The 19,772-nt window shown below is 70.4% G+C and carries 12 protein-coding genes and 1 pseudogene; 8 read left to right on the forward strand and 5 right to left on the reverse strand.

What is annotated here, in order from left to right; translation table 11 throughout:
* Positions 1–109: 109 nt before the first annotated feature.
* Positions 110–1,378, forward strand: a complete 1,269-nt coding sequence (locus tag ACIHCQ_RS27975; protein ID WP_399667938.1) for a sensor histidine kinase — start codon at positions 110–112, stop codon at positions 1,376–1,378.
* Entirely contained in the window at positions 1,363–2,010 is a 648-nt protein-coding gene (locus tag ACIHCQ_RS27980) for a LuxR C-terminal-related transcriptional regulator (RefSeq protein WP_399667941.1), read from the forward strand. Before ACIHCQ_RS27975 ends, ACIHCQ_RS27980 begins: the two co-directional genes overlap by 16 nt.
* 37 nt (positions 2,011–2,047) lie before the next feature.
* Here ACIHCQ_RS27980 and ACIHCQ_RS27985 read toward each other — a convergent pair whose 3' ends face one another.
* Complete coding sequence (locus ACIHCQ_RS27985) at positions 2,048–2,581, reverse strand: GNAT family N-acetyltransferase (protein WP_399667944.1); 534 nt, start codon at positions 2,579–2,581, stop codon at positions 2,048–2,050.
* A 221-nt stretch (positions 2,582–2,802) separates the two neighbouring features.
* Between ACIHCQ_RS27985 and ACIHCQ_RS27990 the strand changes: the two genes are divergently transcribed.
* On the forward strand, positions 2,803–4,398 hold the full coding sequence (locus ACIHCQ_RS27990; protein ID WP_399667947.1) for a DUF1996 domain-containing protein: 1,596 nt from the start codon (positions 2,803–2,805) through the stop codon (positions 4,396–4,398).
* A gap of 109 nt (positions 4,399–4,507) precedes the next feature.
* On the opposite strand, the gene ACIHCQ_RS27995 is transcribed toward ACIHCQ_RS27990, so the two are convergent.
* Entirely contained in the window at positions 4,508–4,972 is a 465-nt protein-coding gene (locus tag ACIHCQ_RS27995) for a hypothetical protein (protein WP_399667950.1), read from the reverse strand.
* A 113-nt stretch (positions 4,973–5,085) separates the two neighbouring features.
* Between ACIHCQ_RS27995 and ACIHCQ_RS28000 the strand changes: the two genes are divergently transcribed.
* From ACIHCQ_RS28000 to ACIHCQ_RS28015, 4 genes are all read left to right on the forward strand, one after another.
* Entirely contained in the window at positions 5,086–8,190 is a 3,105-nt protein-coding gene (locus ACIHCQ_RS28000; protein ID WP_399667953.1) for an alpha-N-acetylglucosaminidase, read from the forward strand.
* Between the two features lie 70 nt (positions 8,191–8,260).
* Positions 8,261–9,094, forward strand: coding sequence for a tyrosine-protein phosphatase (locus ACIHCQ_RS28005; RefSeq protein WP_399667956.1), 834 nt, complete (start codon positions 8,261–8,263; stop codon positions 9,092–9,094).
* Between the two features lie 52 nt (positions 9,095–9,146).
* Positions 9,147–11,081: a hypothetical protein gene (locus ACIHCQ_RS28010; protein WP_399668266.1), complete on the forward strand. Its 1,935-nt coding sequence runs from the start codon at positions 9,147–9,149 to the stop codon at positions 11,079–11,081.
* Between the two features lie 45 nt (positions 11,082–11,126).
* Positions 11,127–11,795, forward strand: a complete 669-nt coding sequence (locus ACIHCQ_RS28015) for a TetR/AcrR family transcriptional regulator (protein ID WP_399667959.1) — start codon at positions 11,127–11,129, stop codon at positions 11,793–11,795.
* A gap of 9 nt (positions 11,796–11,804) precedes the next feature.
* Here the strand turns inward: ACIHCQ_RS28015 and ACIHCQ_RS28020 are convergent, their stop codons facing one another.
* Positions 11,805–12,167, reverse strand: coding sequence for a 5-carboxymethyl-2-hydroxymuconate Delta-isomerase (locus ACIHCQ_RS28020; protein WP_399668269.1), 363 nt, complete (start codon positions 12,165–12,167; stop codon positions 11,805–11,807).
* Between the two features lie 108 nt (positions 12,168–12,275).
* On the opposite strand from ACIHCQ_RS28020, the gene ACIHCQ_RS28025 reads away from it, so the two are divergent.
* Positions 12,276–12,809: a GNAT family N-acetyltransferase gene (locus tag ACIHCQ_RS28025; RefSeq protein ID WP_399667963.1), complete on the forward strand. Its 534-nt coding sequence runs from the start codon at positions 12,276–12,278 to the stop codon at positions 12,807–12,809.
* Here the strand turns inward: ACIHCQ_RS28025 and pulA are convergent.
* A complete protein-coding gene (pulA, locus tag ACIHCQ_RS28030; RefSeq protein WP_399667966.1) occupies positions 12,802–18,105 on the reverse strand; it encodes a pullulanase-type alpha-1,6-glucosidase in 5,304 nt (1,767 codons plus the stop codon). The genes ACIHCQ_RS28025 and pulA overlap by 8 nt on opposite strands.
* Before the next feature lie 71 nt (positions 18,106–18,176).
* Positions 18,177–19,556: pseudogene (locus ACIHCQ_RS28035) on the reverse strand (alpha-amylase family protein); the annotation flags it as partial.
* Positions 19,557–19,772: the final 216 nt, after the last annotated feature.

The raw sequence follows: 19,772 nt of genomic DNA on the forward strand, positions 1-19,772 counted from the left end.
GGTGGTGCTGGGTACACCCCCACCCGGTGCCAAGGGCCAGTGCCGCCGCGCGCGAGGTCGGACAGACTGGCTGACCGGGACAGGCCGACAAGGGACGCGGGGAAATCACATGAACGTGACCACAGCACGAGACGCGGCAGTGGCCGGCGCGCGAGGACTCGCGCTGGCGCTGATGGCGCTGATCGGTTCGATCACGCTCTTCACCCTGGCGGTGGTCTCCATCGCGCTCGTCCCGATCGGTGTGGGGGTGTTCACCACTCCCTACGTACTGAAGGCGGTACGGGCTCACGCCGGCCAGCGGCGGCTGCTTGCGGCCCAGTGGTCGGACGTACAGATCCCGGCCCGCTACCGCCCCTTCCCCCGCGATATGCGCAAGGGCATCACCGGGCAGGTCGAGCGCTGCACGCTGATGCTGAAGGACCCCGGGACCTGGCGAGATATGCAGTGGATGCTGGTCGACATGACGGCGGGCGCGATCGTCACGCTCCTCGCGCCGTCGCTGATCCTGGACGGCATCTTCGGCCTGCTGCTCTTCGCCGGGCTGTGGATCCCGATCGTCGACGCGGCCGGCACCTACTGGTACTCGTTCGTGCCCGTCAGCAGCTGGGGCACGGCCGGTCTGGCGGCGCTGCTCAGTCTGGTCTGGCTGACCGTCGCCGTGAGATTCAACCCGCTCCTGGTCCGTTCCCACTTCAAGCTCACCCGTGCCGTGCTCGCCCCGGGGCACGACCGTGAGCTGGAGCAGCGCATCGACCGCCTCACCGAGACCCGGCACGACGCCCTGGACTCCTCGGCCGCCGAGCTGCGCCGTATCGAGCGGGATCTGCACGACGGGGCGCAGGCGCGTCTGGTCGCCATGGGCATGAACCTGGGCACCATCGAGGCGCTCATCGAGAAGGACCCGGCGCAGGCCAAGGAGCTCCTCGCCAGGGCCCGCACCTCCTCCGCCGAGGCGCTGACCGAGCTGCGCGACCTGGTCCGGGGCATCCACCCGCCGGTGCTCGCGGAGCGCGGCCTCGGCGACGCGGTGAAGGCCCTGGCACTGCGGCTGCCGGTCGAGATCGACGTGGATGTGGAGCTGGACGGCCGCGTGGACGCGCCGGTCGAGTCGGCGGCGTACTTCGCGGTCAGCGAGGCGCTGACCAACACGGTCAAGCACTCCGGCGCGGACCGGATCTGGATCGACGTGTCGTATGCGGGCGGTTCGCTGCGTATCGCGGTCACGGACGACGGCAGGGGCGGCGCGTCCATCGGGGCCGGATCCGGACTGAGCGGAATCGAACGCCGACTGGGTACATTCGACGGCGTCCTGGCCGTCAGCAGTCCCGCGGGCGGCCCCACCATGGTCACCATGGAGATCCCTTGCGAGTTGTCCTAGCCGAAGACCTGTTCCTGCTGCGCGACGGCCTGGTCCGGATGCTCGAAGCGTACGACTTCGAGATCCTGGCCGCCGTGGAGAGCGGGCCGGAGCTCACCCGGGCCCTCGCGGAACTGAAGCCGGACGTCGCGGTCGTGGACGTCCGGCTGCCGCCGTCGCACACGGACGAGGGGCTCCAGTGCGCGCTGGCGGCGCGGCAGGCCCGGCCGGGGCTCCCGGTCCTGGTGCTCTCGCAGCATGTGGAGCAGCTGTACGCGCGTGAACTGCTGGCCGACGGGAGGGGCGGAGTGGGCTATCTCCTCAAGGACCGGGTCTTCGACGCGGACCAGTTCATCGACGCGGTACGGCGGGTGGCGAAGGGGGGCACGGCGATGGATCCGCAGGTGATCTCGCAGCTGCTGTCGCGGCGGGCGCAGGACAAGCCGATAGGCGGTCTGACGCCGCGCGAGCGGGAGGTGATGGAGCTGGTGGCACAGGGCAGGTCCAATGCCGCGATCGCCGCGCAGCTCGTGGTCACGGAGCGCGCGGTGGCCAAGCACACCTCGAACATCTTCGGGAAGCTGGGGCTGCCGGTGTCGGACGACGACAACCGGCGGGTGCTCGCGGTGCTGGCGTACCTCGACCGCGGCTGACGCCCCCCGGCCAGCTGTCCCCCGGCCCTCTACCGCGTCAGGCCTCGTACTCCGTGAGGTCGATGGCGTACACAAACAGCGAGTAGCCGTGCACCGGGTGTGTCGCCTCGCGTTCCCGTTCCATGCCGAGCTTGCGCATGACGTTCTCGGAGGCGTCGTTGCCCAGCCTCGCGATGCCGATCACCCGGTCGAGACCGCGGTCCTGGAGCGCGAACTCCAGGGTCGCGGCGGCGGCTTCGGACGCGTAGCCCTGGCCCCAGTACTGCCGCCCGAGCCGCCAGGAGATCTCGACCTCGTGCTCCAGCTCCGGCAGGTAGGGGGGGACGGACAGACCGGTGAAGCCGATCAGTTCGCCCGAGGCGAGCAGTTCGATGGCGAAGAGGCCGAAGCCCTCCTCGTCCCACTGCTCCTCCCATCGCTCGATGTCCTCGGCGGTCTCGTCGAGGTCGCGGACCGAGCCGTCGCCGACCCACTCCATGACCTCCGGATCGGCGTTGATTTCAGCCATCGGGACAAGGTCGTCGTCACGCCAGCGGCGCAGCAGAAGTCGGGGTGTCTGGATCTCGGTCATGGAGCCCATCCTGTCACCCCGGGTGGCCGTCGCCGTCACCCGACTTCGACGCAATACGCCGGGTTTGCTGATGGAGGTTCCTACAAACTCCAACTCCAAACCATCTGCCGCTGAACACCCCCTGAGCCCCACCCGTATGTGAGGGCGCGCTTCTTCCTCTGCCGGGAACCCCCTAACCGATACCCGGCTGACCACACCCGGCAATGAAGCTGAGGAGTTCCATGCGACGCACAACGAGAAAACGCTCCACGCTGGCGAACCGGGCGATAGTCGCCTCGGCCGCCTTGATCCTGGGCGGGGGTGGGCTGGTCGCGGTCAATATGAACGCATCCGCACACGAAGGCCAGTCCGGCGACCAAGCAAAGACCAAGGCTGCCGGGCAGCAGATGTCCACCATCGCTTGCCCCGATGTCTCGCTCAGCCTTCCCAAGGACGTACCCGACCGGGCACGAGCGGAAGTCGACCGCGAGCTGGCAAACCTCGATACCCAGGTCACTGAGGCATACAAGAGGTTCGCCGATTCCAAGCAAGCTATCGAACAGGATGCGAGCTTCGCCGACAACGCCATCCTCGGTCCGCTGAAGAGCAAGCGGGTTGCGGCCATCGACCGCATCTCCATCGCCTTCGGCCGTGCCGGCGACAAGCCGCAGGGGCTTGAGAAGCTCGCCCCCTGCGCCCTGAAGGCCGACGACAACGCACCCGACACCAACGCCGGTGAAGGCGGGCAGGACGGTGGCCAGAACGGTGGCGACCAAGGCGGCGGTGACCAAGGTGGCGACCAGGGCGGCGACCAGGGCGACAACCAGCAAGGTGGCCAGGACGGCGGTGACCAAGGTGGTGACCAAGGCGGCGACCAGGGCGGCGACCAGGGCGGCGACCAGCAGCAGGGCAACGGTCCTGAGGCCGGCGACTTCGTCGACATCAACTCCGTCCAGCCCAACGTCGCCCCGGCGAACGGGAACGGGCTGAAGGCGAACGGGCAAGGCGGTTCGACGGGCACCTTCACCTCGTCCTGCGGTACGAACCCGAACAACCTGTTCAACTCCGACAACCTGATCGTGGCGCCCGGTGTCGACAACGGCGCACACCACACCCACGACTACGTCGGCAACCAGGACAACGACGCCTTCTCCAGCGACGAAGACCTCGCGAACGCCGAGACCAGCTGTACCAACCAGGGTGACAAGTCCACGTACTACTGGCCGGTGCTCCGGGTGCAGGACGGCAAGGACGAGTTCGACGCCGCCGAGCAGGGTGGCGGCGCGGAAGGCAACATCGGCACGATCCTGGAGGCCGAGCAGGCCGAGATCAAGTTCGTCGGCAACAAGCAGGGCGACGTCGTCGCGATGCCGAAGTTGCTGCGCATCATCACCGGTGCCGCCAATGCCTTCACCAACGGCGACGCGAACGCCAACGCCTCCTGGAGCTGCACCGGCCTGGAGGACAGGCAGCTGACGGACAAGTACCCGATCTGCCCCCAAGGCAGCAAGGTAGTACGGACGGCCAATTTCCAGAGCTGCTGGGACGGTCAGAACATCGACAGCGCCAATCACCGTGACCACGTGGACTTCGTCCAGGCGGACGGCACTTGCGCCAACGGTTTCCAGGCGATCCCCCAGCTCCAGATCCGTCTGGTGTACAACGCTCCGGCCCCGGTCATCCAGAACGGACAGGTGCAGAACCCGTTCGCGGTGGACAGCTTCCCGGAGCAGTTGCACAAGCCGATCACCGACCACAACGACTTCATCAACGTCTTCGACGAGAACCTGATGAACGAGATGGTCGAGTGCATCAACGGCGGTCAGCAGTGCCAGTAATCGCCTGACAAAATGACCACCCGAAGAAGGCCGGCCACGGAATTCCGTGGCCGGCCTTCTGGTCTTTCTCCCCTGCTCCGGCTCTCTCCTCCGTCCTCGATCCAGCGTGTCAGCCGCTGTGACCGGTATGACCGGAGGGATGCTCAGTCCCGGTTCCCGCACTACCGCTCCCCGAGTGGCCGCCCGAGTGGTCGGTGCCGATCTCCATGTCGCCGCCGAGCGTGCCGCGCAGCGCGGTAACCATCTTCTCCTCGCCCACGGCCACCCACTTCCGGCCGACCAGGTAATAACCGCCGTAGTCCTTGGCGCCGTTGAGCCAGTCACGCTGGCCGCGGTCGGTGGCGAAGGTCGCCAGGATGAACTTGCCGTCGGTGTTCTTGCAGATCGCCTGACGGATCTCGTCGGCGTCCGTCTGCATATTGGGCTTGCAATTCACCTCGCCGGCCAGGTGCTCCAGGCTTCCCGTGGCCGTCTCCGGAACCGCGTTCTCGTCCTTGTCGCCGCCTCCGCAGCCGGTCAGCACCAGCAGCGCCACCGCTCCGACAGCCGCCAGCTTTCCGCGCGTCATCCTCATGTTCCCTCCAGCTCCCTTTCCAGCGACACGAACTCGCCAGCTCCTTCCACACGATTGAGCACAGCCCGTTCTCCGGTTAGCGTGCACATCCTGTCTACACAGGGGACACGCGGATGACCGATCTGTCGCGACGCACCGTACTGGGCACAGCCGGTGCCATCGGCCTCGGAACCTCCCTGGGAGTGGCTGTCCCGACCCACGCCGCTGAGAGCCCCGACGAGGGCCCTGCCTTCCATACGGATCCCGCACGCTCCGCGCTCAATCGGCTGCTGCCCCGCCACGCCGACCAGTTCCGGCTGCGCGCCCTGCCCACCGGCCCCGAGCGATTCCGCGTCACCGGCTCCCCGGGCCGTATCGAGGTCGCGGGCACCAGCCCCGCCGTACTGCTCACCGGCGTCCACTGGTACCTCAAGTACGTCTGCCACGCCCATATCTCGTGGTCGGGCAGCCACCTCGAAGACCTGCCGGGACGGCTGCCCGCCCCCCGCAAGCCCCTGGAGCGCTCCGCGACCGTCCCGCACCGGTTCGCGTACAACGACACGCACGACGGCTACACCGCCCCGTACGCCGACTGGGCCCGCTGGGAGCGCCTCCTCGACGTGCTCGCCCTGCACGGCTGCAACGAGGTCCTGGTGACCCCCGGTCAGGAGGCCGTCTACCACCGGCTCCTGATGGACTTCGGCTATACGGACACCGAGGCGCGCACCTGGCTGCCCGCCCCCTCTCACCAGCCGTGGTGGCTGCTGCAGAACATGAGCGAGTACGGCGGCCCGCTCTCCCCCGAGCTCATCGCAATCCGCACCGACCTCGGCAGACGCATCGCCGACCGGATGCGTGAGCTGTCCATGCATCCGGTCCTGCCCGGCTACTTCGGGACCGTCCCGGGCGGCTTCGTCGCCCGCAACCCCGGCGACGCCCGCGTCATCCCCCAGGGCAGCTGGAACGGCCTGCCCCGCCCCGACTGGCTCGACCCGCGCACCCAGAGCTTCGCCGACGTCGCCGCCGCCTACTACCGCCACCAGGGCGAGCTGTTCGGCGAGGTCCGCCACTTCAAGATGGACCTGCTGCACGAGGGCGGCACCGCCGGGGACGTTCCGGTGCCGGACGCCGCCCGTGCCGTGGAGACCTCCCTCCAGACCGCACGCCCCGGCGCGACCTGGGTCATCCTCGGCTGGCAGTCCAATCCGCGCCCGGCCCTCCTCGACGCGATCGACACCGACCGCGTCCTGATTGTCGACGGCCTCTCCGACCTGGACAGGGTCACCGACCGGGAGACCTCGTGGGGCGGGGCCCCGTACGCCTTCGGCACCATCCCGAACTTCGGCGGCCGTACGTACATCGGCGCGAACACCGACCGGTGGACCGACAGGTTCACCGCCTGGCGCGACAAGCCCGGCAGCGCCCTCGTCGGTACGGCGTACATGCCGGAGGCCGCCGAGCGCGACCCCGCCGCCTTGGAGCTGTTCAGCGAGCTCGCCTGGCGCGAGGAGCGCATCGACCGGGCCGCGTGGTTCGCGGGGTACGCCCAGGTCCGCTACGGCGGCGACGACCCCTCCGCGCGCGCCGCCTTCGCCACGCTCGCCGCCACCGCGTACAAGCTGACCAGCACCGACGGCCGCCCCTACGACTCGCTGTTCTGCCGTCGCCCCAGCCTGACGTCGTCCATCGCGACCGCCTTCGACCCCGCGGAGTTCGACCGCGCCTTCGCCGCGCTGCTGACCGTACGGCCTTCGCTGCGCGACAGCGACGCCTACCGCCACGATCTGACCGACCTGGCCCGCCAGGCGCTCGCCAACCGCTCACGCACCCTCCAGCTGCCGCTGCGCGCCGCCGCCCTCGACAAGGACGTGGACACCTTCCGCGCCGTGTCCGCGCTCTGGCTGAAGCTGATGCGGCTGAGCGACACCATGGCGGGCTGCCACCGCGCCTTCCTGCTGGGGCCCTGGCTGGAGGACGCCAAGCGGCTCGCGACCAGCCCTGCGGAGGCGGAAGGGCTGGAACGCACCGCCCGCGCGCTGATCACCACCTGGGCCGGCCGCCCGGCCGCCAATGAGCTGAGCAACTACGCCAACCGCGACTGGCACGGCCTGATCAACGACGTCCATGTCCCGCAGTGGGAGCAGTACCTCGACGAACAGGCCGCCTCGATGGCCGAGGGCCGCGCCCCCAGGACCTTCGACTGGTACCCGGCGGAGGAGGCGTGGACGCTGGACCGGCGCGCCTATCCCGTACGCCCGACGGGTGACGCGTACCGCACCGCGCGGCGGGTGTACGACACCCTGGCCACCGCCCCGTACCAGGGCTTCGTCACCGTCACCGCCGACCCGCCGTCCTTCACCCCCGGCTCCACCGGCACCGTCGCCGCCGTCTTCCGCAACGTCAACGGCCTGCGCGCCACCGGCCGCGTCGACCTCGACCTGGCCGGCCTGGCCGCCGAGGCGCAGGGCGCGACCTCCCTGGAAAGCGTGCCCGCAGGCGCGACGGGCACGGTCTCGTGGCGGGTCACGGCCCCCGCCGACCCCCTCACCGAGCCGCTGCGCGCCATGCCGTACACGCTGCGCACGCGGTACGGGCCAGGGGGCGAGGAGCCGGTCGCCGTCACGCAGAAGAGCGCGCTCTTCGTCGCCGCGCCGCTCGATCCCGAGTGGCGGACCTTCACCAGCAACGCGGCCGTCTTCGGGCAGCTCGGCGACCGCTTCGCGGTCAACGGCGCGGGCAACGACCTGTGGCGGGGCATCACACAGTTCGCCGCCGCCTACCGGGAGCGGGCGCTGGCGGAGGGCATGAGCGCCGTCCTGCGCGTGGACTCCCAGGACAACACCGGCAGCTGGGCGCGCACGGGCATCGTCGTACGCAACAGCCTGGCCACGCCCGGGGACCTGGGCTTCCTGAACCTGGCCGCGACACCGGGCCAGGGCATCGTCATGTCGTACGACACGAACGCCGACGGCACCCTCGACACCTTCCGGCGTATCACCGGCATCAAGGCCCCGGTGCTGCTGCGGCTCACCCGGAACGCCGGAGCGTCCTTCACGGGCGAGTGCTCCACGGACGGCGGCGCCACCTGGCGTACGGTCGCCACCGTCCCGGTACCGGGGACAGCGGCCCTCCAGGACGTGGGGCTCTTCATGAGCGCGGCGAACGGCGGCAGCGGGGCACGGGGCACGGTGCACTTCAGCGGGTGGTCGCTCACCACCGGACCGTCGACTACCGTCTAGTAGCAAAGAGCCCTATTCGGTAGATACCGGCAGCACGCCGGCTGCACGACGTCAGGGAGCCGCCCCGCCCATGTCCGCGATCCCCGCCATCACCGTCGCCAACCTCCGTGACCTCGGCTCCACGCCGCTGCCCTGCGGCGGCCGGGTACGCACCGGCCTCGTCTTCCGCTCCGGACAGCTCGACCGGCTCGACCCGACCGCCGACCCGGTCGTCGCCGCGCTGGGCATCCGTACGATCGTCGACCTGCGCACCCGGGCGGAGCGACTCGCCCGCCCGGACCACATCCCGGCCGGCGGGCAGCTCCTCCTCGCCGATGTGCTCGCCAACCAGATGCCAGGCAGCGCGCCGGACAGCGCACCGGGCAGCGCACCAGGGCCGCTGCCGGTCGCCGCGCGGATCAAGCAGGTGCTTGCCGATCCGGTCGTCGCCGAGCGGGAGCTGGGCGGCGGCCGGGCGCAGGCGCTGTTCACCGACGCCTACCGCGGCTTCGTCGCCACCGAGTCGGCGCGCGTCGCCTACCGGGCGTTCCTCACGGAACTCGCCGAGCCCGAGGCCGGCCCGCTGCTCTTCCACTCCACCGCGGGCAAGGACCGCGCCGGCTGGGCGGCGGCGATCGTCCTGACGCTCCTCGGCGCGACCCCCGAGACCGTCGAGGCGGAGTACCTCTCCGTCAACCCGGCGGTACGGCATGTGTTCGCACCGCTCATCGAGGGGTTCACGGCACAGGGCGGCGACCCCGAGACCGCCCTCGCGGTCGTCGGCGTGTTCCCGGAGTATCTGGCGGCGGCGCTGGACGAGGTGGACACGCGCTACGGCACGATGGAGAAGTACGTCTGCGAGGGGCTCGGAGTCCCGCCGACGGCGGTCGAGCGCATCCACGAGCGGCTGACCGACCCCGGGTAGCCGAGTCCCGGGCGGCGAAGTGGACCGGTGACCGTAAGACGATTCGCTCGTTCTGCTGAATGTGCGCCCACAGCCTGTTGTCACGCCTCCCGCGTCCGTTCCCACCCCCTCCCCCACCGTCGGCCGAGTCGAGATCGAGCAGGCCGAAGCGGCCCTCGTCGAGCACTACCCCCGGCTGGTCCGGATCGCGTATCTCGTGCTGCCCACGTCCCTCGGCCGCAACCGCCGCGCGCTGACCGCGCATGCCCTCGCCCAGCGCTCGCTGCCCCGTACCGGGAACACGCCCGCGAGAGACGACGCCTACGCGTATGTACGCGGACGGGTGCTGCGCCAGGCCCTGGACGCCTGTCTGCCGCTCAGGCGGCTCGCCCGGCCCCGGCGCGCCCAGTTCCCGCCGTTGCTGCCCCAGGTGTGGGGCCTGCGGGTCTTCCCGCGCTCCGGCGGCGCCGACGAACTCGCCCTGGACCAGCGGCTCTCCGCGCTCTCCGGTCCCGGCCGTGCGGCCTATGTGCTGCGCGTCCTGGAGGGGCTGCCCGACACCGGCGTACGCCGGGCCCTCACCGCCGCCGGGGTCGACGACCCGCAGGAGGCGCTGGCCGAGGCGGACCAGCTGGCCGGGGCCCTGGGCGAGGGCGCCGCCGCGCTGCTCGCGTCCCCCGAGTTCGACCCGTGCTCCCTCCAGGCGCGCCCCACCGACCTGATGCGCCGGCGCCAGCACGTCAAGGCGGCGCTGGTGGCCGTCGCCGCGCTCTCCGTGTGCGGTGCGCTGCTCGGGATGCCGGGCGACGGCTGGGGCCCGTACGGCGCCGCGGCGCCGCCGTACGCGCGTAACCCCGCGGCCGAAGCCGCCCTGAATCCCGCGCTGTTGAAGCGGGTCTCCGCCACGGCGTGGCAGCGCTCGTCCCGTACGGACTTCTCCGTCTGGCCCACGCGCGGCGCGCTCACCGACGACCGCGCCCTGCTGCGCCGCGCCCTCGCCGTCTGGGCCAGGCCCGGCAGCGCGGTCGAGGTGTCCACCACGCCGGGCACACCGCCGGGCCCGCCGATGGGCTCCCCGCAGCTGCTGTACGCGGGCGAGGTCGACCGGGCGCGCGTGGTGCTGCTGCACGACGGGCTGCGCGTGATCCGTTACGCCGAGCCGAGGAACGGCACCGGTGGCGTGGCCCTGGACTTCGCGCGTACGGACGGAGCCGACGCCGCCTCCTCGGGCGCGCTCATCGCCTCCCGTACCCACGCCAATGTCCGCTATCTGATGGCCCCTTGGGTGGAGAAGACGGCGGTACGGGACCTGCTCGACCCGGCCGGCGACCCGCGCCCGCTCCAGCGGGGCGCCGACGGTGTCACCGCCCCCCTGCCCAGCCCGGCGCGGGCGCGGGACTGCCGCAGCTGGGACGTGCTGGAGCTGCGCGACGACTCGGCCGGCCGGCTGCTGACCGACCTCGGCGAACTGACCCCTGTCCGGCTCACCTCGGGACCGCCGTCCGCCCCCAGGGACGTCGTCGGCACCGCGGCCCGCGCCTCCTGGGCGCGTACGGCGTGCCTGCTGGCGGGGGTGCGCGGGCACGGAGTGCGCTCGGTCAACTCGTGGCAGTACGCGAAGCAGCCGCTGCCCGAGTCGAACGGCACGGCGGCCTGGCTGTGCACGCGCGCGGAGACCTGGCGGGGCACGGGCAGCCGGGTCATGGCCCAGTTCCACGACCCGCACGCGGGGGCGGGCACGCCCGGAGCGATCGTGGCCCGGGCGGAGGACGGGCCGTCCTGCGGGGTGCGTGAGCCACGGGTGCTCGCGGGTGTCCTGTGGAAGTCGCGGGCGGGGCGGTGGTACGTACTGGCCGCGGGCAGCGAGCAGTTCGCGTCGCTGACCACCTCGGGCGGGGTGGACGGCAGCGCGAACGGCCGGCTGCTGGCGGTCCCGGCGACCCAGGGCTCGCGGGCGGAGCTGAACGGCCGCCTGGCGGACGGCCGCAGGGTGAGCGCGCTGCACTGACCGCCGCACTGACCCGTAATGGCGTGCGATCGGTAGTCTGTTCGTATGACGACCGGGGTACGCCGTCGATGGGGCGTCGAGGAGCGCAGGCAACAGCTCATCGGCGTGGCGCTGGAGCTGTTCAGCAACCGCTCCTCCCCCGACGACGTGTCGATCGACGAGATAGCCGCTGCCGCCGGTATCTCGCGCCCGCTCGTCTACCACTACTTCCCGGGCAAGCAGGGTCTGTACGAGGCGGCGCTGCGGCAAGCAGCCGGCGAGTTGGCCGAGCTGTTCCAGGAGAGGCATGAGGGCCCGCTCGGGGCGCGGCTGCTGCGCGTCCTGGGCCGGTTCTTCGACTTCGTGGACGCCCACGGGACCGGGTTCGCCGCGCCGGTCATCAACGAGGTGCGGCAGGCGGCGTACGAGCAGATACTCGCCCATCTGGAGGTCGGCGAACCGTCGGCGCGGCTGGAGTTGGTCGTACGGACGTGGATGACGCTCGCCGAGTCGACCGCGCTGAACCGGCCGGCGGGCCCGCGCGCCGAGCTGGAGCTACAGCTGGTGCACGACTTCGCGGCGCTGTCGGCGGTCAGCGCGATCCATGACGCGGAGCTGGCGGACCTCCTGGTCCGCGTCCTGAAGGACGAGCCGGCCGACGGCCCGTTCAGCGTTCTGGTCGGCCGGCTCGTGTCGCTGCTGCCCGCTCAGGTCCAGGTCCAGGTCCAGGTCTAGGGTCCAGCTCTAGCTCTCGGTCTCGCTCTTGCGGTAGGACGGCGCCAGGTCGCGCACCTCGGCGTAGACGGGGGGCATGACACCGTCGACCGGCTTGAGGTAACCGGCCAGCAGAGCGACGACCGACTCCGACAGCCTGGTCTTGAGCTCGGTGGTGCGGCCGGCCAGCAGGGCGATGTCGATGTAGACCGCGGCGTCGGTGGGCGCGCCACCGGCGACGACCATGGTGTCCGCCCGGCGGAAGCGGGTCTTGCAGGCGGTGAGCTTGGTGTCCACGGTCTCCGCGACCAGCGGGTGCAGGGCGAGCGCGAAGGCCCGGCGGTCGAAGGAGGACTCCAGGTTCTCGGAGTAGTCGACGGTGATGTGCGGCATCAGGCGCTCCAGCGTGGTGGTAGGGATGGTGAGCATGGTGAGGGTGATCCGGCTATTGTCCGCTCCCACCCTTACGCGGATCTCCCCGCCGTCGTCAATAATGCTCGGATGAAGATCATCTCTCGGCCCGCCACCGACCTCGATGTGAAGACCCTGGTCGCGCTCTTCGACGGAGCCGCACGCTGGATGCGGGACAGCGGTATTGCCCAGTGGACCCCCGGCGACAGGGACTCGGACGACTTCCGCCGGTGCATCAAGGAGGGCGAGATCTGGATCGCGGAAACCTCGGACGGCGACGCCATCGGCGCCTACGAACTGTGGTGGGGGGACGAGGACGCCTGGGGCATCCAGCCGCCGGTGGCCGGATATGTGCACCGCCTCATGATCGACCGGGAGACGGCCCCCGTCGGGTTCGGCCGCCTGCTCCTCGCGCACGCCGAGCACCGGATCGCCGAGACGGGCCGGGAGTTCGTGCGACTGGACTGCATCGACACGAACCCCCGGCTGCGCACGTACTACGAGGACGCCGGCTACCGCATCGCCGGTGAGCAGCCGGGGAAGGTGGCGAAGGACGGCAGCCGGTACGCCGTGATCCTGCTGGAGAAGCCGCTCCGCAGGCCGGCCCTGCGGTCGGTCAGTTGAGGCTGAAGACGGCGACAGTCCGCGCGGGCACCGCGAAGCTGCCCGAACTCCCTTCGTACGAGGCCGTCTTGGTGACTGCGTCCGCGCCCGCCGCCTGAACGGGGTGGAGCGCGTACGCCTGTCCTGCCAGCGCCGCGACCCGCTGGGTCTGGCGCTGCGGGGTGGCGTTGAAGACCACGACCAGGTCGCCGGCGCGCATGGTGATCACGCCCGGGGTCTCTTCCGTGCCGGAGAGCGGGAAGGAGACCCCGGACTGCACCTCCCCGGCGGTGGCCAGGCTGAACGCCTTCTCGCCGGTACGGATCCTCAGCAGGTCCCGGTAGGCCGCCGACGCCCCGTCGATCTGCGGGCAGCCGACGCTCAGCGCGGGCGCGGTCAGCAGCGGCTTGCCATAGGTCCACTTGGACTTGTTGTCGGCCTGCGGCGGCAGTCCCCGGCCGAAGCCGTTCCCGTCCCGGCAATCCCACTGGATCGCGTTGAACCAGTCGCCGCTGTCGTACGAATTGCGGTCCAGCGACTTGGAACGGAGCAGGTCCGTGCCCGCCTGGGAGAGCGCGGGCCCCTGTGAGAGCGCCGCCGTCGCCATCGCGAGCACCTGCATCCGCGCCCGGTCGCCCGGTGATGTGGAGCTCGGCAGCTTGAAGGCGAGCGCGTCGTACAGCGACTCGTTGTCGTGTGCGTCCGCGTAGGCGAGGGCGTCGCCGGGGACGGCCGCGTATCCGGCCGGGGCGCCGTTGTAGTCGACCTCGGAGCCCTTGACCGTACGGCCCGAGGTGTCGGTGAAGGAGTAGCCGGCGAGGTTGCCGGTAAGACCGACCTTGATCAGGTCCTGGTAGTGGAGCAGCCGGGCCTTCTGTTCGGCTTCGGTGCCGTTCGCCGGGGAGGAGTTGGGCGCGGTGTAGAGGCCGGAGGCGAAGCCCTGCACGCCCGGGTCCTCGTCGAAGGGGCCGCCGCCGCGTACCGCGTCGCGGGCCCGGTCGGAGAAGGTCGCGACGCCGGTCCCGGCCATGTTCTTCTGGGTGGCCTGGACGAAGCGGGCGTCGTCGGCGATCTCGCCGAAGTTCCAGCCCTCCCCGTAGAGGATGATCTTCTTCCCGTCCACGCCGTCCCGGGCGGGCGTCAGCTCGTCCAGGGCCGCGCGCACCGCGAGGACATTGGCCTTGGGGTGGTGGCCCATGAGGTCGAAGCGGAAGCCGTCGACCTTGTACTCCTTCGCCCAGGTGACGATCGAGTCCACGACGAGCTTGCCCATCATGGCGTTCTCGGGCGCGGTGTTCGCGCAGCAGGTGGAGGTGGCCACGGTGCCGTCGGCCAGCAGCCGCTGGTAGTAGCCGGGCACGATCTTGTCGAGGACGGACTTGTCGGCCTGTCCGCTCGCCACGGTGTGGTTGTAGACGACGTCCATGACGGTGCGCAGACCGGCGGCGTTGAGCGACTGGACCATCTGCCGGAACTCGACCGTGCGGCGGGTGCCCTCGGGGTCCGATGCGTACGAGCCCTCGGGGACGGTGTAGTGCAGCGGGTCGTAGCCCCAGTTGTACGCGTCCTTCGCGGCGGCCTGGGCGACGCAGGCCTGCTGCTCGTCGGAGTCGGGCGCGTACACCTTCAGGTCGCACGCCGGTGCGGCCTGGTCGGACTTCTTCTCGGGGATGGTGCCGATGTCGAAGGCGGGCAGCAGGTGGACGTAGGAGGTGCCGGAAGCGGCGAGCGCGCGCAGGTGTCGCATGCCCCGCGAGTCCCGGTCGGTGAAGGCGAGGTACTCGCCAGGGTGTGTGGAAGTGCTGTCCGCGACGGAGAAGTCACGGATGTGCAGCTCCTGGATCTGCGCGTCGCGCAGAGGGGTTGCGGCCGGTTTCCTGAGGCCCGCCCAGCCCGCGGGTGCGAGAGCCGGGTCGGTGAGGTCGACGGCGAGGCTGCGGGCGGAGTCGGTGGTCAGGGCGGTGGAGTAGGGGTCGGTGACCTTGTTGGTGACGACCTTCTGGACGCTGGGGGCCCATACCTTCACCGCGTAGCGGTACGACTTGCCCTGCCAGCTCCTGGGTCCGGTGGCCGACCACACGCCGGTCGTCTCGTCCCGCCGCATCGCGACGGTCTTGCCGTCCAGATCCAGGGAGACGGACTGCGCGGTGGGCGCCCACAGGGAGAGCGTGACCCTGCCCCCGTCGAAGACGGGTCCGAGGGCGGCCCGCGTTGCTTTGCCCGCGTACAGCTCGTCCAGCACTCCGGCCGTCTGGACGCCGGTGGCGGCGAGCAGCGCGCCGTTGGCCGCGCGCTGGGTGGCGACGAGCTGACCGCGCAGCGACTCCCGTACGCGGTCGCGGTCGCGGGGGTCGACGGTGAACGCCGGATAGTCGGCGAGGTGCGGGTACTTGGCCTTCTGCGCGTCGGTCAAAGCGGCGGGCGAAAGGCGCAGCCAGCGCCCCTCGTCCGAGAGCGCTCCGTCGACGACGGAGATGCCGCCGTCGCGTGCGTACACCAGCTGCTGGCTGGTCGCGTCGGTGGTCTTCACCTTCCAGACGACGGTGTCCCGGCCGATCCACTGGGCCTCGGCCTTCGCCAGGTCGAGCGAGGGCGTGCCGCCGGTCTGCGGCAGCAGATACTTCGGCTGCCCGGCCAGCAGCCAGACGTCGTGTCCGTACGTCGCGAGGTCCAGGGACTGGTCGGACGGCAGGTCCTTCTGGTCGCCCTTGTGCAGGATGTAGCTGAGCGAGGTGGCCCCGGCGGTGAGCGGCACCTCGAAGGTCACGCCGTACGCGTCCTTCTTCACCGGCGTCAGCGGCTTGGACCAGTCGGTGGGCGACGCGGCTCCGGCCCAGGTGTGCAGGCCCCAGCCGTCGTAGTCGCCGTCCGGGCGGTGGTAGTGCAGCACGGCCTTGGTCTTGTCCTGCGGCGGATAGGCGCCCTCGGGGGCGGTGTCCGACTGGCCTTCCTTGCCCTGCGCGATCCAGACCTGGCCGGTGCGGGCCAGGGACACGGTGCGCTGCGGGCCGTCGGCGGTGCCGTTGTTCTCAACGGTGTACGGGAGGGTCGCGGCGTTCTCGGCGAGCTTGACCCAGGCGAAGGCCCCGTACGCGTCACGCCCGGTGAAGGGTGTGGTGCCGGTGTCCGTCTTCAGCTGCCAGCCGTCGTAGTCGCCGGCGGGCCGCTGGTAGTGGACGACGGCGTAGTCGCGCTCGACGGCTACCGGCTTCTCGGGCGGCGGGGTCCGGCCCGCGGTGGTGGCGGCGAGGGCGCTCGCGGTACGGCCCGCGCTGTCGGCCACAACGGCCTTGTAGCGCAGCGGGGTTCCGGCAGCCGTCTTGGCGTCGATGTGCTGGGTGACCTTGTACGGGGCGTGGTCGGCGGAGCCGAGGGTGCGCCAGCTGCCGTTGCCGACCTGCGCGGCGAAGACCACGCGGTTCAGCCCACCCCCTTCGACGTCGGCGGTGATCTCGACGGTGCCGGTGGAGCCCGCGGCCGGGGCCTTGAGCGTGATCGACGGCTTCGCGGCGGGCTTGCCCAGCGGCTCGGCGGCGCGCAGCACGAGCGAGGACAGCGCGGGCACGGTGACGGTGATCTTCCCGTCGGTGGCGCGCACCGCGCCCGTACCGCCGTAGATCGTACGGAAGTCCATGGCGTCGACCGGCAGGGTCACCGTCTTCGCGCTGTCGGCGTTGTTGGCGGCGACAACGTACTCGGTGCGCGTCTTCGCGTCCGTACGGGAGAAGGCGTACACGGAGTCGGCGGCGTACCGCTGCCGCTGGATGCCGTCGCGCAGCGCCGGGTGGTCCTTGGTGAGTTTCGACAGCGCGGCGATCGACCGGTAGGTGGGGTGGGAGGTGTCGTACGCGTCGGAGGTGTGCGTACGGTCGGTGCCGAGCTGGTCGTCGTCCAGGTAGTCGGCGGTCCGGGAGGCGAAGAGGGTCTGGCGGGCGTCCTTGTCGCCGCCCGCGCCGGTGTAGCCCTGCTCGTCGCCGTAGTAGATCACCGGGTTTCCGCGGCCGAGGAACATCAGCTCGTTCGCCAGCCTGGCGCGCGCGAGCAGTTCCGCGTCGCCGGCCGTGGGGTTGTCCTGCTTGAGGAAGGTGCCGATGCGGCCCATGTCGTGGTTGCCGAGGAAGGTCACCTGCTCATAGGCGTTGGCCTTGTCGGTGGTGTAGCGGTAGTCGTCGGCGAAGACGGCGGCGAGCCGGTCCGCGGGCGCGCCCTGTGAGGCGTAGGAGCGGGCGGCGTCCTGGAAGGGGAAGTCGAGGGTCGCGTCGAGCCGTCCGCGGGTGACGTAGGGCGAGGTGATCGCCGTGTCGGCGGAGAAGACCTCGCCGAACATGAAGAAGTCGTCCCGGCCGCGCTTGGCCGCGTACGCGTCCAGGGCCGTCGCCCACTGGGTCCAGAAGTCCAGGTCGACGTGTTTGACGGTGTCGATGCGGAAGCCGTCGATGTCGAAGTCGCGGACCCACTTCTCGTAGATCTTCTCCATGCCGGAGACGACCTCGGGACGCTCGGTCCACAGATCGTCCAGGCCGGAGAAGTCGCCGTACTCGGAGCTCTCACCGGCGAAGGTGGAGTCACCGCGGTTGTGGTACATCGCCGGGTCATTGAGCCAGGCGGGCACCTTCTGGCCAGTCGTTCGCGGGCTGTACGGGAAGGAGTCGGCGTCCACGTCCGCGGCGACGGAGGGGCGGTCGTCGAAGGGACGGCCGCTCTTGTCCAGGTAGGGGTAGGCGCCCTTGGGGCGGTAGCCGTACTTCTTCTCGGCGTAGTCGACGGTGTCGGCGGTGTGGTTGGTGATGACGTCGAAGAAGACCTTCATTCCCTTGCGGTGGGAAGCGTCGATCAGCTTCGTCAGGTCGGCGTTGGTGCCGAAGTGCGGGTCGACCTGGGTGAAGTCGGTGATCCAGTAGCCGTGGTATCCGGCGGACGCGTCCTTTCCTGTCCCCTGGACGGGCCGGTTCTTGAAGATCGGCGCGAGCCAGATGGCGGTGGTGCCGAGGCCCTTGATGTAGTCGAGCTTCTGGGTGAGGCCCTTGAGGTCTCCGCCCTGGTAGAAGCCCTTGTCGGCGGGGTCGTAGCCGGTTTCCAGGCGGGAGCCGGTGAGCCCGCCGCGGTCGTTGGAGGTGTCGCCGTTGGCGAACCGGTCGGGGAGTACGAAGTAGAACTGCTCGCGGGTGAGGTCGTGGCGGGCGGGTGCGGCGGCGAGCGATCTGTCTGAGGGCGGGGCGGGAGCCTGGGCCTGGGCCTGGGCGGCTGCGGGCACGGCCGGCAGGAGCGCCGCGCACAGCGCTGCGACGGCGATCGTCGCGGTTCTCGGGCGTATCACGCTTCTCCTTGAGAAGGGGGCCGCCCGGCAACGCTCGCCGGGCGGCCGTACAAAGGATCCGAACTTCAGCCGCAGCTGCGGGCGTTCACATGCAGCGCCACCGCCGTATTGGCGCCCAGCGTGGCCGTGAACTGCCCCGACCCGTTCACCGTGACGCCGGTGCCGCTCTGCACATCGCAGTAGCCCCCGGCCGGCAGCGAGGTCTGGAAGGTCCGCGTCAGCGACCAGCCCTCGTGGTTGATCGCCACATACGCCTTGGAACCGCGCCCGAAGGCGATCTGGTCGTACCCGTTGTCCCACCAGTTGACGACGCCTTGGCCGCGCGCCGTGTTGCGGAAGGCCACCATTGAGGAGATCTCGCGCCACGCGTGCTGGCACTTCCAGCCGTCGCTGTAACAGGCATTGACCGTCCCGCCGAGCGGCGGACCCGCGTCGTGGTCCGTGAACTCGTACCCGGAGTGGACGTCCGGCGCGCCGTAGGGCCACGCCAGCATGAAGACGTTGGCGAGCGTGTAGTTCGCGCCGTCCTTGTAGCTGAGGGTGTCGCCGCCGCGCTCCGTGTCGTGGTTGTCCACGAAGACCGCCGACTTGCCGGACTCCATGTACGCCCACCCCTCGCCGTAGTTCTTCAGGTACGCGAGGTTCTCGCTGTTGAAGACGCGCTTGAGGTCACGGGCGTACCGGAACTCCTGCACGTCGCCGGAGCCGAGATACTCGCTCGGCGAGACCGCCTCGCCCGCGCCGTGTATCGCTTCCTGCTTCCAGTACGCGTTCGGGTTGGTGAGCCGGGACTTGATGTTGGCGAGGTCGGCCGCGGGCATGTGCTTGGCGGCGTCGACGCGGAAGCCGTCGACGCCGAGCGACAGCAGGTCGTTGAGGTACGCGGCGATCCGGCCGCGTACGTAGTCCTCGCCGGTGTCCAGGTCGGCGAGGCCGACCAGCTCGCAGTTCTGTACGTTGCCCCGGTCGCCGTAGTTGCTGATGGACGAGCGGCAGTCGTCCATGTCCGCGCCGGAGTAGATGCCGGGGTAGTTGTACTTCTGGTACGCCGAGCCGCCGGTGCCGGTGCCCGACCCGGCGGCCATGTGGTTGATGACGCTGTCGGCGACGACCTTCACGCCCGCCGCGTGGCAGGTGTTCACCATGTGCGTGAACGCGGCGCGGTCGCCGAGACGGCCGGCGATCTTGTAGCTGACGGGCTGGTACGAGGTCCACCACTGGCCGCCCTGGATGTGTTCCTGGGGCGGTGAGACCTGGACGTATCCGTAGCCTGCCGGTCCAAGCTGATCGGTGCACGCCTTGGCGACCGAGGCGAAGCGCCACTCGAAGAGGACGGCGGTGACGTCCTTGTCGCCGGGCGGCGCGGCGGCGGCGATTCCTGTTGGGGGGAGCACGGCGACCGCCATACCCGCCACAAGGGCGAGCGCGGCGGCCAGAGGTCTGCTGGCCATGTTTTCTCCTGCGAATGCGGGTGACAGAGCAGCCTCGTGAGACAACGCGCCGTGCCTGAAGGCTTTTGCAGCAACGTTCTTGACGGTTCTTGCAGAAACCGTCATGCGTCCTGCGCCCAGACCGTAGAAGCAGTGCAGCCGCCGGTCAACCCCCAAGACACAAGCAGGTCACAACCTGGAAACCTTGCCGCTTTCTTTCCTGCAAGGTCTTTCGCA

Origin of the sequence: Streptomyces sp. NPDC052236 (assembly GCF_044548015.1) — a bacterium.
In the GTDB taxonomy this organism is placed as follows: domain Bacteria; phylum Actinomycetota; class Actinomycetes; order Streptomycetales; family Streptomycetaceae; genus Streptomyces.

What these genes read in the sequence shown, in the direction of transcription:
- ACIHCQ_RS27975 (WP_399667938.1), top strand. Translation starts at nt 110, where the DNA reads ATGAACGTGACCACAGCACGAGACGCGGCAGTGGCCGGCGCGCGAGGA.
- ACIHCQ_RS27985 (WP_399667944.1), bottom strand. Translation starts at nt 2,581, where the DNA reads ATGACCGAGATCCAGACACCCCGACTTCTGCTGCGCCGCTGGCGTGAC.
- ACIHCQ_RS27990 (WP_399667947.1), top strand. Translation starts at nt 2,803, where the DNA reads ATGCGACGCACAACGAGAAAACGCTCCACGCTGGCGAACCGGGCGATA.
- ACIHCQ_RS27995 (WP_399667950.1), bottom strand. Translation starts at nt 4,972, where the DNA reads ATGAGGATGACGCGCGGAAAGCTGGCGGCTGTCGGAGCGGTGGCGCTG.
- ACIHCQ_RS28000 (WP_399667953.1), top strand. Translation starts at nt 5,086, where the DNA reads ATGACCGATCTGTCGCGACGCACCGTACTGGGCACAGCCGGTGCCATC.
- ACIHCQ_RS28005 (WP_399667956.1), top strand. Translation starts at nt 8,261, where the DNA reads ATGTCCGCGATCCCCGCCATCACCGTCGCCAACCTCCGTGACCTCGGC.
- ACIHCQ_RS28015 (WP_399667959.1), top strand. Translation starts at nt 11,127, where the DNA reads ATGACGACCGGGGTACGCCGTCGATGGGGCGTCGAGGAGCGCAGGCAA.
- ACIHCQ_RS28020 (WP_399668269.1), bottom strand. Translation starts at nt 12,167, where the DNA reads ATGCCGCACATCACCGTCGACTACTCCGAGAACCTGGAGTCCTCCTTC.
- ACIHCQ_RS28025 (WP_399667963.1), top strand. Translation starts at nt 12,276, where the DNA reads ATGAAGATCATCTCTCGGCCCGCCACCGACCTCGATGTGAAGACCCTG.